Annotated in this window: 9 protein-coding genes; 8 read left to right on the forward strand and 1 reads right to left on the reverse strand. The window is 41.0% G+C overall.

What is annotated here, in order from left to right; all coding sequences use genetic code 11:
- Window positions 1–125 precede the first annotated feature (125 nt).
- Window positions 126–2,588, reverse strand: a complete 2,463-nt coding sequence (locus FW757_RS10495; RefSeq protein WP_446441193.1) for a S9 family peptidase — start codon at window positions 2,586–2,588, stop codon at window positions 126–128.
- A 166-nt stretch (window positions 2,589–2,754) separates the two neighbouring features.
- Here FW757_RS10495 and FW757_RS10500 point away from each other — a divergent pair, with 166 nt between their 5' ends.
- From FW757_RS10500 to FW757_RS10535, 8 genes are all read left to right on the forward strand, one after another.
- Window positions 2,755–3,762, forward strand: a complete 1,008-nt coding sequence (locus tag FW757_RS10500) for a LacI family DNA-binding transcriptional regulator (RefSeq protein WP_182717550.1) — start codon at window positions 2,755–2,757, stop codon at window positions 3,760–3,762.
- A complete protein-coding gene (locus FW757_RS10505; RefSeq protein WP_182717551.1) occupies window positions 3,759–4,979 on the forward strand; it encodes a glycosyltransferase in 1,221 nt (406 codons plus the stop codon). Before FW757_RS10500 ends, FW757_RS10505 begins: the two co-directional genes overlap by 4 nt.
- Window positions 4,980–5,096: 117 nt before the next feature.
- The gene (locus FW757_RS10510) at window positions 5,097–6,323 is read left to right on the forward strand and encodes a threonine/serine ThrE exporter family protein (RefSeq protein ID WP_149980016.1); all 1,227 of its coding nucleotides are present in this window, start codon (window positions 5,097–5,099) and stop codon (window positions 6,321–6,323) included.
- A 153-nt stretch (window positions 6,324–6,476) separates the two neighbouring features.
- Entirely contained in the window at window positions 6,477–8,525 is a 2,049-nt protein-coding gene (locus FW757_RS10515) for an alpha/beta hydrolase family protein (protein WP_149980015.1), read from the forward strand.
- Between the two features lie 232 nt (window positions 8,526–8,757).
- Window positions 8,758–9,183: a hemerythrin domain-containing protein gene (locus tag FW757_RS10520; RefSeq protein WP_149980014.1), complete on the forward strand. Its 426-nt coding sequence runs from the start codon at window positions 8,758–8,760 to the stop codon at window positions 9,181–9,183.
- 307 nt (window positions 9,184–9,490) lie between these two features.
- Window positions 9,491–11,815 carry a TonB-dependent receptor domain-containing protein gene (locus tag FW757_RS10525; RefSeq protein WP_446441194.1) on the forward strand — a complete coding sequence of 775 codons (2,325 nt, stop codon included), beginning with the start codon at window positions 9,491–9,493 and terminating at the stop codon, window positions 11,813–11,815.
- Between the two features lie 250 nt (window positions 11,816–12,065).
- Entirely contained in the window at window positions 12,066–13,076 is a 1,011-nt protein-coding gene (locus tag FW757_RS10530) for an alpha/beta fold hydrolase (RefSeq protein WP_446441195.1), read from the forward strand.
- Between the two features lie 473 nt (window positions 13,077–13,549).
- Window positions 13,550–15,691 (forward strand): family 16 glycosylhydrolase, encoded by a 2,142-nt coding sequence (locus tag FW757_RS10535; RefSeq protein WP_446441196.1) that lies wholly within the window; start codon window positions 13,550–13,552, stop codon window positions 15,689–15,691.
- Window positions 15,692–15,749 lie beyond the last annotated feature (58 nt).

A 15,749-nucleotide genomic window follows, 5' to 3' on the forward strand; every position in this document is an offset into this window, starting at 1 on the left:
ACCTAAACCTTTGAGCGCAGCGTACATACGCTCGCTTTGCATCGGGAAGGTGCCGTGAGATTAAGGGGGGGTCTTCTTCCCCATGTAATTAAATTAACAAGCGCGGCATAAACCGCGCTTTCAATTTACTCTGATACAGAAGGTTCAGTATTTGCTTGAACATCGCGTGCAGGAGCTTCGTCACTTAACAAGTACTTATCCAGCCATTGCTCTTGCTCCCAAAGCACATGCAGTAAACTCTTGCGAGCACGGTAGCCGTGAGCTTCATAAGGTAACATCACTAAACGCGCTTCTTTCCCTAAGCCTTTGAGCGCAGCGTACATACGCTCGCTTTGCATCGGGAAGGTGCCAGAATTCGGGTCTTCTTGGCCGTGGATCATTAACATCGGCTCGTTAATTTTTTCAGCATGAAAAAACGGTGACATATTGGCGTATACATCCTGTGCTTGCCAAAAATCACGTTCTTCTCCTTGAAACCCAAACGGTGTCAAGGTCCTATTATAGGCACCACTGCGGGCAATACCAGTTTTGAATAAATCACTGTGGGCTAATAAGTTTGCTACCATAAAGGCGCCATATGAGTGGCCTGCAATGGCGATTTTATCTTTATCTGCAATGCCTTTTTCGACCAGCACATCTACCGCAGCTTTGGCACTTGCAACTAACTGCTTTCTAAATAAATCATTTGGCTCTTTACCATCAACACCGACGATTGGCATCTTCGGATCATCAAAAACAGCAATACCTTTTGCGAGGTAAGGCATTGGCCCCCAATAACCTATGTAGGTAAATTCGTACGGCGATTCACGTACTTGCGATGCAACTGCTTTATCTTTATATTCCAGTGGGTATGCCCACATTAATACAGGTAATGGACCTTGCGTTTTATCGTAACCTGGAGGTAAATATAGCGTACCAGAGAGTTCAACACCGTCATCACGTTGGTAACGCACAAGTTCTTTAGTCACCCCTTTAAACGCCGGGTATGGATGCTCAAAGGTAGTGAGCTGAGTCAGAGTGTCGGCATCTAAATCGCGAATAAAGAAGTTAGGTTGTTCGGCCTTAGATTCACGAATAGTAATTAATCGCTCACCTTCATCATCAAGCATGGCACGAACTCGCTCGTAATATGGCGCTTTTGATTGCCATAAACGCTTGGTTGTATTGGTCTTAATGTCGTACTGATCTAAAAATGGCACATTCCCTTGCTCTGACGCACCATCACCGCGCAAAAATATATAACGTCCACCAACCACTTTAATAACGTTTACACCAAGATCATTTCGCTCATAAATAGCGTCGCCCGGATCTTTATAAGCATCGTTATAGCTGCGCTGTGAAAACAATACGCGGTTATTATCCGCATCGCGTGGTTGGATCACATAGGTACGTAACTGGCGATCACTAAAACGCCACTCGGTTAAAAACGCAACGTTTTCATTCGCCCACTCAATACCTGAAAAACGTCGTTCTAGTTTAGCAAATAGTTTTGGTTCACGTTTAAAAGGTGAGCGTAAACTATATAGATGATCATGATACGGCACATCGGTTTTCATATCGCCGCCATCTTGCGCCTGCGCCCAAATGATCTCAGCACCTTGGTCATCACGCCACTGAAAATCACGACGACCCGTTCGCACACTGTCATAACCTTGTGGAATGTTGTCGGCCAGTGGCTGTTTAGACAATTGCGCTAACGTATAACCACGCATGCCAAGCACCTGCCACGTTGTCGCAAAGCGGCTATAGGGTACTTGATACGAAAATGGTTCGTCGATAGTGGCGACTAAAATATTGGTTGAATCAGGCGAGATCGAAAATGATTTAAATAATGCTGGTTTGCCAATCGATAACGCAACACCGCTCAGGGGAATATAAGTTAATTGACCTTGGCCGTAAAACTTAAACTGCAACTCATCAAACGGGCTGGTTAATAAATTTTGGTAAGTCCGTGCTGGCGCTTTTTGACCGCTACTTTGCTGAATAACCGGCACAACGCTATTTGCATCACTAACTAATTTTGGCTTGCCAAGGTTAACCGCTTGGTTAGCAACAATTGCCGTGCTATCTGGTAACCATTGATAAGGGGTAGCTGTTAGCACTGAATTAAGAGCCACTGTTGACAACTGACGTGCTTGTTTAGTTTCGGCGTTATACACCCACAATTGCGCCTGAGTTGGTTGCTCAACAATAAACGCTAAATATTCGCTATTACTTGACCATTTAGGTGAGCGGATCACCCCTTGAGGTAAATTATTAACGGTAATCACAGCCCCAGTCGCAATATGTTTAACTTGTAACGCACTAAATTTAGTGCGAGGACGTGAGCGTGAAAAGTTTGCCGGGTTTAACTTTATACCCGCCAATTTCAATTCTTCTTTTGCTAAATCATCTAATGTTTCAACACGTTTACGCTCAAACAGCGCTAACCATTGACCATCAGCCGATAGGTAGCTACTCGGTGCTAATTTAGCATCAACCAGCGCGGCTAAATCACTTGAAGGGGTTTGATAGCCTTGTGCAGCAAGTACCGAGCCTGAAACACTTACGCTCAGCACTAACGCTAATAACAGCCTGATGCCTTTCATGGTGTATCCTTGATTTTTTATTATTAATAGCTGTATCTAAACATGTTTTGCAACATTCATAAAGTTTTTGCGATTCTAGCTTCAATAACGCCGATAGATGACTTATTAGCTGAAACTACGTTAAACTGGCGCCTTCGTTCAAGCAATTGCTGACGCATACATTAAAATGAAAACAAAAACCGATAAAATAACTATTTTTGACGTTGCCAGAGAAGCTCAAGTTTCTAAGTCAACGGTGTCGTTAGTGCTTACAAACAGTGACAAAGTCAGTGATAAAAGCAAAGAAAAAGTATTGCATGCCATTGATAAGCTTGGCTATGTATATAATAGAGATGCGGCAGCACTGAGAAGTCGCCGCTCTAACTTAGTGGCGTTAGTTATTAATGACTTAACTAACCCTTACTCTGCGCAAATAGCGGTAGGACTTGAAAACCATATTCATGCCCTTGGTATGCTGCCGATGTTAGTGAACACCGCCGAAAATGTTGAGCGCCAAACACAAGTTGTTAAAACACTCAAAGAATATAATGTTGCCGCATTTATCATGTGTCCTGCCCCGGGAACTACCCAGCAGTGGGTTGATGAACTTATCAATAGTGGTTTCCCGGTCATTCACATTATGCGCGAAGTGGCTTTTTGTGCCGCCCCGACAATATTGCCGGACAATAAAAAAGGCACTCATCTAGCCACTAGCCATATTTTACAACAAGGTATTGAGGATATCGCTTTTATAGGTGGAACTGATGATATTTCTGATCATCATGAACGTTTAAGTGGTTTTCACAGTGCCTTAAAGCAGTTTAATATCCATCAACACAAACCAACGATCACCGCCGCCACGAACCGTCAAGGCGGGCGCGATGCCTTTGCTACGTTGTATGCGCAATACCCTGCGACTAAAGCGATTATTTGTTTTAATGATGTTATTGCATACGGTGTCATAGAAGCCATTCGCCAACATGGTTTGATACCCGGTAAGGATATAAAAGTAGTCGGTTTTGATGATTTAGCTGATTCATGTTTAATGTCTCCCTCGTTAAGCAGTGTCACCATCAATGCGGACGATATTGGTAAGCATACTTGCCAAGTACTGCAAGAATTACTTAATCAAGGCACTCCTGCGGTGCGTACCTTAGTCGATGTTCATCTGCAAGTAAGAGATTCAAGTCAATGAAAAAAGTCTTAGTAATTGGCTATGTATGGCCAGAACCAAATTCATCAGCGGCCGGCACTCATATGATGTCGCTATTAAAAGCGTTTAAAAATGAAAATTGGGCGGTTGAATTTGCCAGTCCCGCTCAGAAAACCGAGCATATGGTTAATCTGGATGACTACGGGATCAGCAGCGCAACTATTGCCCTTAATTGTGCAAGTTTTGATGAATATGTTATCAACTACGCCCCTGATATCGTCATGTTTGACCGTTTTATGATGGAAGAACAATTTGGCTGGCGAGTAGATAAACATTGCCCTAACGCAGTAAAAATCCTTGATACTGAAGATTTACAATGCTTACGCAATGCCCGCCATGAAGCGCATAAAGGCAACCGAGCATTTAACCATAGTGATTTACACTCTGACCTCGCCAAACGAGAAATAGCCGCTATTTTACGCTGTGATTTAAGTTTAATTATCTCAAGTTTTGAAATGCAATTACTTGCTGATGTATTTAAAGTCGACAGTAACTTATTGCATCATCTGCCTTTTATGGTCGATTTAAGCTCACTCCCTGAGCAAACTAAATCGTTTGAGCAACGCCAACACTTTATGACCATAGGTAATTTTCGCCACGCCCCAAACTGGGATGCCGTACTCTATTTACAACAAATCTGGCCGCTCATTCGTAAACAACTACCCCAGGCTGAGTTACATATTTATGGCTCTTACCCACCGCCAAAGGCCACCGCGCTTAATAACCCCAAAACTGGCTTTTTAATAAAAGGTTGGGCGCATGATGCCTATCAAGTAATGGAAAGTGCGCGTGTGTGCATCTCACCACTGCGTTTTGGTGCTGGCATTAAAGGAAAGCTGTTAGAGGCGATGATCATGCAAACACCCAGTGTTACAACGACAATTGGTAGTGAGGGTATGCACCATGATTTACCTTGGAGTGGTGTGGTTGAAAATGAGCCGCAGCAATTTGCCGATGCCGCTGTGGCTCTGTATCAAAATAAAAGTTTATTTACGCAGGCACAAACAGCCGGTAATACGATATTAAAAACGCACTACGACAAACAGCTTTTATCTAATAATTTAATCATTAAAATTCAATTGATTAAAGAGAAATTACAAGCTCACCGCGAAGCAAATTTTACAGGCCAAATGCTCAAACACCACACAATGCGTAGCACTCAATATATGGCGCAGTGGATTGAGGCTAAAAACAAATAAAAAAAACTAGACAGGCGGTGATTAGTGTTTAAAATTCCCGCCAAACTAGCTAGGCAAATTTAGATGTATTGTCTATATTTTTTAACTGAATAATTTAAATTTTGGCTCAATACAAATTTGAAAACCGCAACGTTCACAGAAAAGCGCAAATTTATCGTTAAACTGGGTAAGATGCTTCATAAGTATGGCACCCCAGCTTATCGACTCGAAGCTCACTTAATGGAAGTGGCTACTTACCTTGATCTTAAATCTTCATTTGTCATGTCACCCACTTCCGTTACTTTTGTAATTTGGACCGATGGCCATGAAGATGAATATACTCACGTTGCCCGTGTTGATCCTGGCGATCACGATTTAGGGTCGTTAGCCGATACCGATGATCTGGTTAATAAAATGCTCAATGGCGAACTCACGCTACAAGAAGTTGACGTTCAACTCGACGCCATTTTTATTATGCCAAATCCGTATAATCGCTTTACCACAGGGGTTGCCTTTGCCACCTCAGGCGGCGCATTTGCAATGCTGATGGGCACCAGCTGGAATGACGTATTTTGGTCAGCGCTACTTACCTCTGTCGTTTACTTATTTGTACTGTGGTCAGCGCGTTCAAAACGCGTGGGCCATATGTTAGAGCCATTAGTGGCGATAGTCTCGGCTATTTTGGCCTGCGCTGTAAGCGTGCATTTAGACGTCGGGATTAATATTCGTTTAGTGGTATTGTCTGCGATTATTGTGTTTATACCCGGGCTTGCATTAGCACTGGGCCTAGCAGAACTTGCAGCGCGGCATTTAGTTTCTGGTACAGCGCGTGTGATGGATGCTTTTATGCTGTTGTTTAAACTGTATTTTGGTGCCTTCATCGGCATTGCGATTGGTTTTGCACTATTCGGCCAAGCCGATTTCGTACAACCTGACCCTTTACCTAAATGGACGGCTTGGTTGGCAATCTTTTTACTCTGTAGCAGCTTAATCGTTATTTTTAGAACCAAACTAAAACATGCTACATGGTCTATCGCCTCTGGCTTTATCGCTTATGGCAGCAGTATTGGCTCTGCGATGTATTTAGATTACACCTTAGGAACATTTGTAGGTGCATTTGCGGTGGGTGTATTTAGTAACCTATTTAACCGCGTAGCAAACGCTCCTGCCTCAATTGTTGCCATGCAAGGCTTGATTGTATTAGTTCCAGGTAGCAAAACTTACATAGGTCTAAACTCATTAATTGAAGGGCAAGACTTTGTGTATGCGGAGCACATCGGCCAACAAACCTTCCTAATATTTATGTCATTGGTGGCTGGATTAATCTTTGCCAACGTTGCACTCCCACCGAAAAAGAGTTTATAAAGCAATTAAGTGCGGTAGTTACTATCGCGCTTAAACCTTATCACTTTAATCTCTTCATTAAACGCCTACTTGTGCGTATTAATCGCATATTTTAGCATTTAAGGTACACCTTGTTATAATCCTTCGATAATTAAAACATGCGAAGGAAAATTCATGATAAAAACTAGCCTAGCACTGGCTCTTGGACTCTCAAGCTCACTGGCATTTGCAGCCACATCGCTTACTGTAGAAGATATCCCTAAAATTCAGTCAGTTATTCAAACCAGCATTAGTCCAAATGGTGACAATGTTGCATTTACCCGCTCAGTGCCACGTGAATTATACGTCGACGAGAATGGTGCCAATTATAGCGAACTCTATGTCGTCGATGATGAAGGTGTCGAGCGTCCTTTCATTACCGGCTCTGTAAGTATCAAGAGTATTCAATGGTCAAACGATAGCAAAACGATCTACTTTTTAGCAAAACTTAAAGACGACAAGTTTACCGCGTTATATCAAATTCCAGTGGATGGTGGTCAAGCGCAAAAAGTACTATCGCTTAAAGACACATCAATTTCTAGCTATCAGTTAAGCCCGAATAACAAACAACTCGCTATTTTAGCTATGCCAGCGGCTGATAAATCTGAAAAAGAGCTGAAAAAATTAGGCTTTATGGCTGAGGTGTACGAGCTAGGCTTAAAAGATAAACAACTATTTATTGTCGATTTAGCCAAAACAGATAAACCTCTTACACCAACAGCGCTTAACGTTGCAAACTATGTAAGTGATGTAAACTGGGCCGCAAAAGGCGATAAGTTATTAGTAAAAACCCAGCCTACAGCGCTAATTGACGACAAATACACTAAATCACAATGGCACTTATTTGATATTGCGACTAATCAAGTGACGATGTCGTTTGCTACTGAAGGTAAATTAGACGGTGCTGAACTGTCTCATGATGGTCGTTACATCGCAATTCTAGGTGCCGAAGATAAGCATGATCCAGCCGCTGGTCGTTTATTTTTAGCTGACACAAAAACAGGTGAAGTAAGTGATTGGTTACCTAATTTCATGGGTCATATCGTTGATTTTGAATGGTCACATAAACGCAACACGCTTAATTTTATTGCCAATGTAGGTACGCAAAGTTTTGTCGCGAGCATTAAAACCGGCTCTAATAAATACAAAAAAATTATTAATGAAGGCCAATTTATTGCATCAAATCTGAGTATTTCTGATTCAGATAAAACCTTAGCGCTACGTGCAAACACTGCAAAGCACCCAAATGAAGTATTCATTATTCGTGGTTCTAAAGCACAACGTTTAACGGATTCAAACAACTGGTTGAATGACAAACGTTTTGCTAAGCAAGAAACTATTTCACTTAAGGCTCGCGACGGTGTTGAGATTGATGGCGTATTAGTCTACCCATTAGATTATGAAAAAGGCACGCGCTATCCATTGATCATGTCAGTGCACGGTGGCCCTGAAAGCCATGACAAAGACGGTTGGGTAACAAACTACTCGCGTCCAGGTCAAATGGGAGCAGCACGTGGTTATGCAGTATTTTACCCAAATTACCGTGGCTCTACAGGTAAAGGCGTTGATTATTCAAAGCTTGGTCAAAACGACTATGCAGGTAAAGAGTTTGACGATTTAATTGACTTTAAACAGCATCTTGTTGAAATGGGCTTAGTTGATACTAAACGTGTTGGTATTACGGGTGGCTCTTATGGTGGTTATGCATCAGCATGGGCCGCAACAAAATTGACTGAACACTTTGCTGCGAGCGTGATGTTTGTAGGTGTTACCAACCAACTATCTAAATTTGGAACTACTGATATTTCTAACGAAATGAATCTTGTGCATGCACGTTCATACCCATGGGATAAATGGCAGTGGTATTTAGAGCGCAGCCCTATTTACTGGGCAGGCCAGTCTAAAACACCATTACTGATCATGCATGGTAAAGATGATCCTCGCGTACACCCTGCACAATCAATGGAACTGTACCGTTATATGAAAGTACAAGGCAAAGATGTACGCCTTGTATACTATCCTGGCGAAGGTCATGGTAACCGTAAAGTAGCCGCGCAATATGATTACAGTTTACGTTTAATGCGTTGGATGGATAACTATTTAATTGACGGCAAAAAAGACATGCCAGCATTCGAGATTGACCATGCAGGCAAGTTAAAAGCGGTAAAAGACGCCAATAAATAATCCTATTATTTTGTGTTAAATACGCTTTTAGGCCAACATTCGTGTTGGCCTTTTTGCTTTTAAATAACAATGAATATGGATGTAATATAAAGACCTAACTCGGTAATTTTTACAAGAAAACACCTTAACAAGCTCAAATATAAAAAATTAAATCAATATATTACAACAACTTAAAAGTTGGCTTCTGTCTTGCAATATTCATTGTAATTAATGAGTAAAGCAAGGAAAACCCATGAATATTTTTGAAGCACTTCGTAATGATCACGACAAACAACGTTCGCTTGTCGATGCGCTGATAAAAACCCAGGGGGAGTCACCGAATAGACAGTCTCTTATGGATAATTTAAAACATGAGTTAGTAGAACATGCTAAATTTGAAGAGCGTTATTTCTATAATCCTTTGATGTTTGATGATTTAACCCATGAAAAAGCCCGTCATAGTATTGCAGAGCATCATGAACTTGATGAATTGATTGAGCAACTTGAAGAAACTGATATGAGCTCACCAGTGTGGCTTGTGACCGCTAAAAAATTACATCATCTTGTACATCATCATCTGGCTGAAGAAGAGCATGAAGTATTTCAACTAGCCGGTAAAGCGCTAACCGAAAGTCAAAAAGAAAGTCTAGCCGAAAAGTATAATGATGCGATGAGTTAACTGCTATATGTGCCCGCTTTAATTTATAAAGCTCTCTAAATAGCAACAACTCTATACCATTTGCATTTATTAGGCACCTCTAACACGGTCAATACTTGGCTAAGCAAACACTCTTAAATTAACTAAGCCCGGCATCAAACGCTGGGTTTTTTAATGCTCATGCTCCATCCCCACCTTTATTTAATATGAAAATCATTCATTGAATGTAAATATTTCGCAATTGAACATACAACTGATAATTGTTATCATACCTACCTTGGTTGCTTATTAGATTAATAATCTTTATTCTTGTCATGAAGGAAGTACAATGAAATCCCGCCCGCTTTATCTGGCCTCACTGATCAGTGCATTATTAACATCAACAACACTTATTGCTGATGATGACACAGCTGAAAATATGGAAGTGATGGTTGTCACCGCTTCTGGTTATGAGCAAAAATTAATAGATGCACCTGCAAGTGTCTCGGTTGTCTCTCGCGAAGATCTACAAAATAAGCCATTTACTAGCCTTGCTGATGCGCTTCGTGATATCGAAGGTATCGATGTTGGTGCCGGACAAGATAAAAACGGTAATATTAGTATTACCATGCGTGGTTTACCCGCAAGCTATACTCTAGTGCTTATTGATGGCCGCCGTCAAAGTGATGTAGGTAATATAGGCCCAAACAACTTTGGTAACAGCCAATTTATGTATATGCCGCCACTTGAGGCTATCGAGCGAATTGAAGTCGTTCGTGGCCCAATGTCCACTTTATATGGCGCTGATGCAATCGGTGGTGTAATCAATATTATCACTCGTAAAAATCTTGATAGCACCCATGGTAGCGTCACGGTAAGCAGTAATATCCAACAAGACGATCAATACGGTAACGATAATAAAGTCGATATATATTTGACCGGCCCAAGCGGCGTTGAGGGATTAACTTACGGGATCCGTGGTAGTTTTTATGACCGTCAAGAAAGTGAGCCAACTTACAGCGAAAGTTTACCACTTCCAGATGGCAGCATGTGGGTTGATGATGGTAGCTTTGGCGATAAAAAAATCGTTGCAGCACGTAACTGGAATGCCGGCGCAACAATAAACTACCTGATCAATAATCAGAATGAAATTACCTTTGAGTACGACATAGCCAAACAGCGTTACGATAACACCGAAGGTCAAACGGGTACGTTAGATAGCCCAGTCAGTTTATGGCGTGTTAGCAAAGGCATTGTACAGCCACGCGTTGGTTATACTCCATATCAACGTGTTGAACGTGAGCAATTTGTATTTGCACATGTTGGTCGATACGATGTTGGTACGCTTACCAGCAGCATTACCCAAAGCAGCAGTGAAAACTTTGGTCGCTCATTACCTCTTAATGTACAAGAGCGTTTAGGTGTGCAGGCCATTTGGGACCAAGCAGTACAGGATCAAGGCATCGACAAGCCAGAACTAACGGATGCAATTTACGCTCAACTTGATGAGACTTTTTTACCACGCCCAATGCGTACACTAAAACTTGATAACTTAATTATTGATACTAAGTTTGAATCAAATATAGATAACCACTATTTTGTAGTAGGCGCACAATATTTTGATGCCGAAATGGAAGATGGTGTATTTGGTATGTACGGGGATGGCTTCCGTGAAGGTACGACTCAAGATCATCGTCAAACAGCTGTATTTGCTGAAGATAACTGGGAAATTACCACAAATCTAACTGCAACTTTCGGCGCTCGTTATGATCATCATAATATCTTTGGCTCACAAGTTAGTCCTCGCGCTTATTTAGCCTACTCTCCTGCTGATGAATGGACTTTAAAAGGTGGTATCAGCACAGGATATAAAACCCCAGAGCCAAACCAACTATTCTCTGGTATTACAGGTTTTGGTGGCCAAGGTACTAAACCTTTTGTTGGCACGCCAGACTTACAACCTGAAACCAGTGTAAACTACGAAATGGCTGCTTACTTTAATGGCAGTGATAGTTTTAGTGGTAACGTAACGGTGTTTTACAATAATTTTAAAGACAAAATCATTAACCAAGATAACTTACCAAACTGTGAAGTGGCCATAGCTGATGAACCTTGTGTTGAAATTGGCGCAGGTTGGGCAGGCATCGGTAGCACCACCTTTACGCAAGCTGCTAACGTAGATAAATCAGCTACTCGTGGTGTTGAAATTGCTGCTAATTGGCAGATTATTGAACAGTTGTCACTACGTGGTAACTTTACTTACACCGATAGTGAAGTAAAAAGTGGTCGTGATGAAGGACTACCTTTAGTTAATACACCTAAAAATATGTATAACTTAACGCTTGCATGGCAACCATTGGATGATTTGAGTATTTCACTTATTTCTGAAATCCGCAGCGATCGTTACCGTGGTACGGCAAATGTGTCTGGTCCACAGGGCCCTGAAACACAAAAGCTCTACTACAAAGCCTATGATTTATATCATTTAGCAGCAAGTTATAAAATTAATGATAGCCTAGCATTAAATGCCCGTATTAATAATCTGTTAGATGACGACTTATCAAGCCGTACTTGCTTATTAGCAACCTCAGAGGAAGAGTACGAATGTACATCTGATTACAATACTACCCAAAAAGCACGCAGCTTGTGGGTATCAATGAGTTACAGTTTCTAGAATAAAAAGCTATAAAAATAAAGCCCAGCAATAATGCTGGGCTTTTTATTATTACGATTTAACCGTGCCTTTTATACTTCATCACCCAACACAGATTCGTGGCCGAAGCAGATTAAAGCGTATACTCAATAAGGGTTCCCGATGCATAAGCAAAGGAAGCCTTAACTTATAGAATTAAATTTTAGAGTTTATTCGCTTAGTATGTAAAGATATGTTCTGAAAGATTTAATTTAAATCATTGAGGGATCTTATGTATAGAATATGGCTATTAAGTTTATGCTTTGTCTTCGGTGTTGCAAATGCACAAACGCCGCAACCACTGAGTTATGACGCATTATTAAGCAACTATAATTACGATTTTGACGTTAACTATTTTAACCTTGACTCACAAGGGCTGTCGTTAAAAATGGCGTATATTTACTTACCAGCAAAGGCTGGTAAACCCGTTGTGACTTTAATGCACGGTAAAAACTTTAACGCTCATTACTGGACTGAAACTGCACTATTGCTACAAAAACTCGGTTATGGCGTGCTGATACCTGACCAAATTGGTTTTGGAAAATCATCTAAACCACGAGATTATCAATTCTCTTTTGCAGCCTTAGCTAGTCACACCCATGCTTTAATGAGCCAACTTAATATAAATAAATCAATTGTATTGGGTCATTCTATGGGCGGTATGCTGGCAAGTCGCTTTGCGCTTATGTATCCACAAACAACCCAACAATTAATTTTACTCAACCCTATTGGCCTTGAAAATTACCTGCAATATGTTGATTATAAAGACACTAACTTTTTTTATAAAAATGAGTTAACTAAAACACCTGCCGGGGTAAAAGCATACCAGCAAAAAAATTACTATGACGGAAAATGGAATAACCAATTTGCTGCTCTGACGAATTTTATCACCGGACAAATTCAAGGCCCAGATAAAGAGCTAGTAGCGTGGGTTAACGCAAAAACATACGACATGATTTTTACTCAACCCGTTATCACCGAGTTTAAAAACTTCACCATGCCTGTTTCACTAATTATAGGTACAAGAGACAGAACAGGACCTGGCCGTAACTGGAAGAAACAAGGGGTAGATTATGAACTTGGCCGCTACGATCAATTAGGTAAATCAGCCGCGGTATTAATTCCTCACAGCCAACTACTTGAACTGACTGATTTAGGTCATTTACCCCATATTGAAGATTTTAAGCGCTTTAAAGCTGTATTGTTAAAAGCCTTAGAAGCAGGCTCAAAGCCACTAGAGTAATATTTAGGCAGATCAGCGGTTAAAGTTATTAACAGCTGATTTGATTACTCAACGCTGACCTTTGAAAACCAATTAATAAACATAAATGCCTACTATTAGATACCTTTTAGCGATAACAGAAAAATATTGTTAATTAGCATGTGGATTCACTTTTAATATTTTGATGGCACTAAAAAATAACAACTCACTGATATTATTAGACTAAAACTCTATCTCCATTAATATATTACTATTCTGAAGTTATTTAAAAATTAAATAACTTTTCAGTTTAAAACTAAAAAAGCAGGTAATGTAAACTTAAAGTTAAAAAAACAAGCAGTCTGTTGTTGACCAAATTACAACCTTAGCTTACTCTATGTAAGCGCTTACAACACACACATTGATAAATGTAAGCGCTTACAACTTCGTTCGTAGACACAATAACAACCACAACGAAGTACTTTTAAATTTTTGTCGATACTGGGGTTCAACTAATGAACATGACAACAACCAAAGTAAGCCGCCTTGTTGCGGCAATATCCATGACCATGCTATTTGGCTGTGGTGGAAGTGCTGAGACAAAATCTGACTTCACAAAAGTCGATCCACAAAAGCCGGTTTCTGATTGGCAAATGGTTTGGAGTGACGAATTTGATGGCGCAAGTATTGATTCTAACAAGTGGAACTTTGAATTAAATTGTGCCGGTGGTGGTAACAACGAAAAACAATGTTACACCGACAGTGAACAAAATGCCTTCATTAAAGACGGTGTACTAAACATAGTCGCCTTACCGGCCGACGAAGGTGCCGAAAAGCCTTATACATCGGCACGTTTGAACACCCGCTACAACGCAGATTTTACTTATGGCCGTTTTGAAATGCGTGCAAAGTTGCCTTCAGGGCAAGGTAGCTGGCCTGCTTTTTGGATGATGCCAACTAATGAAGTATATGGTACATGGCCGCGCTCTGGCGAAATTGATATTTTAGAAGCTGTAAATTTAAAAACAGTTGCTGAAGATGGCACCGTTGAAGCTAATATTCATGGCACACTTCACTATGGTCGTGAATGGCCTAACAACTCGAACTCTGGTAAAGCATACACATTTGCAGAGGGGATGAACCCTGCTGACGATTTTCATACTTACGCTATTGAATGGCAAGAGGGCGAAATTCGTTGGTACGTAGATGACTACTTATATGCCACACAACGTCGTTCTGAAGTTCGTTATAACTCAAAAGACGAAGCTGTTGGCCTAAAACATAGAGGTTGGTTTGCTGAATACTTTGAACAAGGTAATGGCGAGCTTACAACACATTGGGATAATGCCCCCTTTGATAAAGACTTTTACCTTATTTTAAATAATGCCGTTGGCGGTGATTGGCCGGAAAACGTAAATAACTTAGGCGTTGACGCTGCAGCATTTGCAGAGGGTCAAAGCTTTGAGATTGATTACGTACGCGTTTATCAATGTGCAGCTAATACTGACACAGGTAAAGGCTGTGAGACAGTGCGCCCAGGTTACGACAACTTAGAAGATGCACTTGTTGAAGGTAAAGCGCCTGTACCTACTCCACCAAGTGATGGTGTTGCAAAAAACCTTGATATTTTTAATGGTAGCTTAGACGCAAACTGGATCGCTTGGGATTGTTGTGGCGGAACCACACCAGAAACCATTATCGACGCTGACAAAGGCGACGTGGTTAAATTTAATATCAACGATAATAACGGTACAGTATTAGGTTTTTCAACCCGTGGCGGTCACTTCCCTGATGGCTTTGCAGGGTCATCGTCTCCATTTGATGCTTCTTTACTGCTTGATTTAAATGGTCGTGTATCATTTGATATGAAAGTAGTGACTCCTCCAACATCTTCAACTACTTGGTTATTAAAGGCTGAAGCCGGTGATGGCGGCCCTAATACGGGCGACGTCCCACTTAGCGAAAGTAATGAAGGTGTAACGCCTGTTACTGGCCAATGGCAAACCTATACGTTTCCGCTTTCTTTACTACAAGAAAGAGGCCTCGATATAAGTGCTATTGATGTATTAATGGTATTTCCTACATGGCAAACAGGTGGCGGTGCCGAGTACTTAATTACCAATGTAGCTATTGAAGGTGACTTACCAAAAGTCGATCTTTTCAGTGATGAACAAAACCTAGATTGGCCAATGTGGGATTGTTGTGGTGGTTCAAAACCGGTTGAAGTAATGGATGATGAAGAACACGGTTTAACGGCTGAGTTTACTATTGGCGCAACAGCAACAGTAATGGGCTTTAATAGCCGCACAGCTGCAGGCGGAAGCGGTGAAGCATTCGATGCTACTTCGATATTAGAAAACGGTGTAATAGCGTTTGAGTTAAAGGTGATCTCAAAACCAAATAATCTTGATTCAGTTTGGAGTTTCAAAGTTGAGTCTGATAACGGTAGCTCTGCTGTCGAAATTCCATTAACTGACAGCGTCGAAGGTGTAGAACCTACTATTGGTGAATGGCAAACATATACCTTTACCCTTGCTGATTTAGCGGGTGCAGGTTTAGATGTTAGTGCATTAGATGTGGTGATGATTTATCCAACTTGGGACACAGGTGAAGGCGCTGTTTATCGTGTAGATAACGCATTCATTGGCATTCCATAACTAAGAATCACTTTATGGTAGGTGCGTATAAGCACCTACTTACCGTAAAAAATTTAGT

Source organism: Pseudoalteromonas sp. 1181_04 (assembly GCF_052850545.1).

Bases quoted from the DNA above. Each gene is read 5' to 3' on its own strand.
- FW757_RS10520 (WP_149980014.1), top strand. From the start codon at position 8,758: ATGAATATTTTTGAAGCACTTCGTAATGATCACGACAAACAACGTTCG.
- FW757_RS10535 (WP_446441196.1), top strand. From the start codon at position 13,550: ATGAACATGACAACAACCAAAGTAAGCCGCCTTGTTGCGGCAATATCC.
- FW757_RS10525 (WP_446441194.1), top strand. From the start codon at position 9,491: ATGAAATCCCGCCCGCTTTATCTGGCCTCACTGATCAGTGCATTATTA.
- FW757_RS10505 (WP_182717551.1), top strand. From the start codon at position 3,759: ATGAAAAAAGTCTTAGTAATTGGCTATGTATGGCCAGAACCAAATTCA.
- FW757_RS10530 (WP_446441195.1), top strand. From the start codon at position 12,066: ATGTATAGAATATGGCTATTAAGTTTATGCTTTGTCTTCGGTGTTGCA.
- FW757_RS10500 (WP_182717550.1), top strand. From the start codon at position 2,755: ATGAAAACAAAAACCGATAAAATAACTATTTTTGACGTTGCCAGAGAA.
- FW757_RS10495 (WP_446441193.1), bottom strand. From the start codon at position 2,588: ATGAAAGGCATCAGGCTGTTATTAGCGTTAGTGCTGAGCGTAAGTGTT.
- FW757_RS10515 (WP_149980015.1), top strand. From the start codon at position 6,477: ATGATAAAAACTAGCCTAGCACTGGCTCTTGGACTCTCAAGCTCACTG.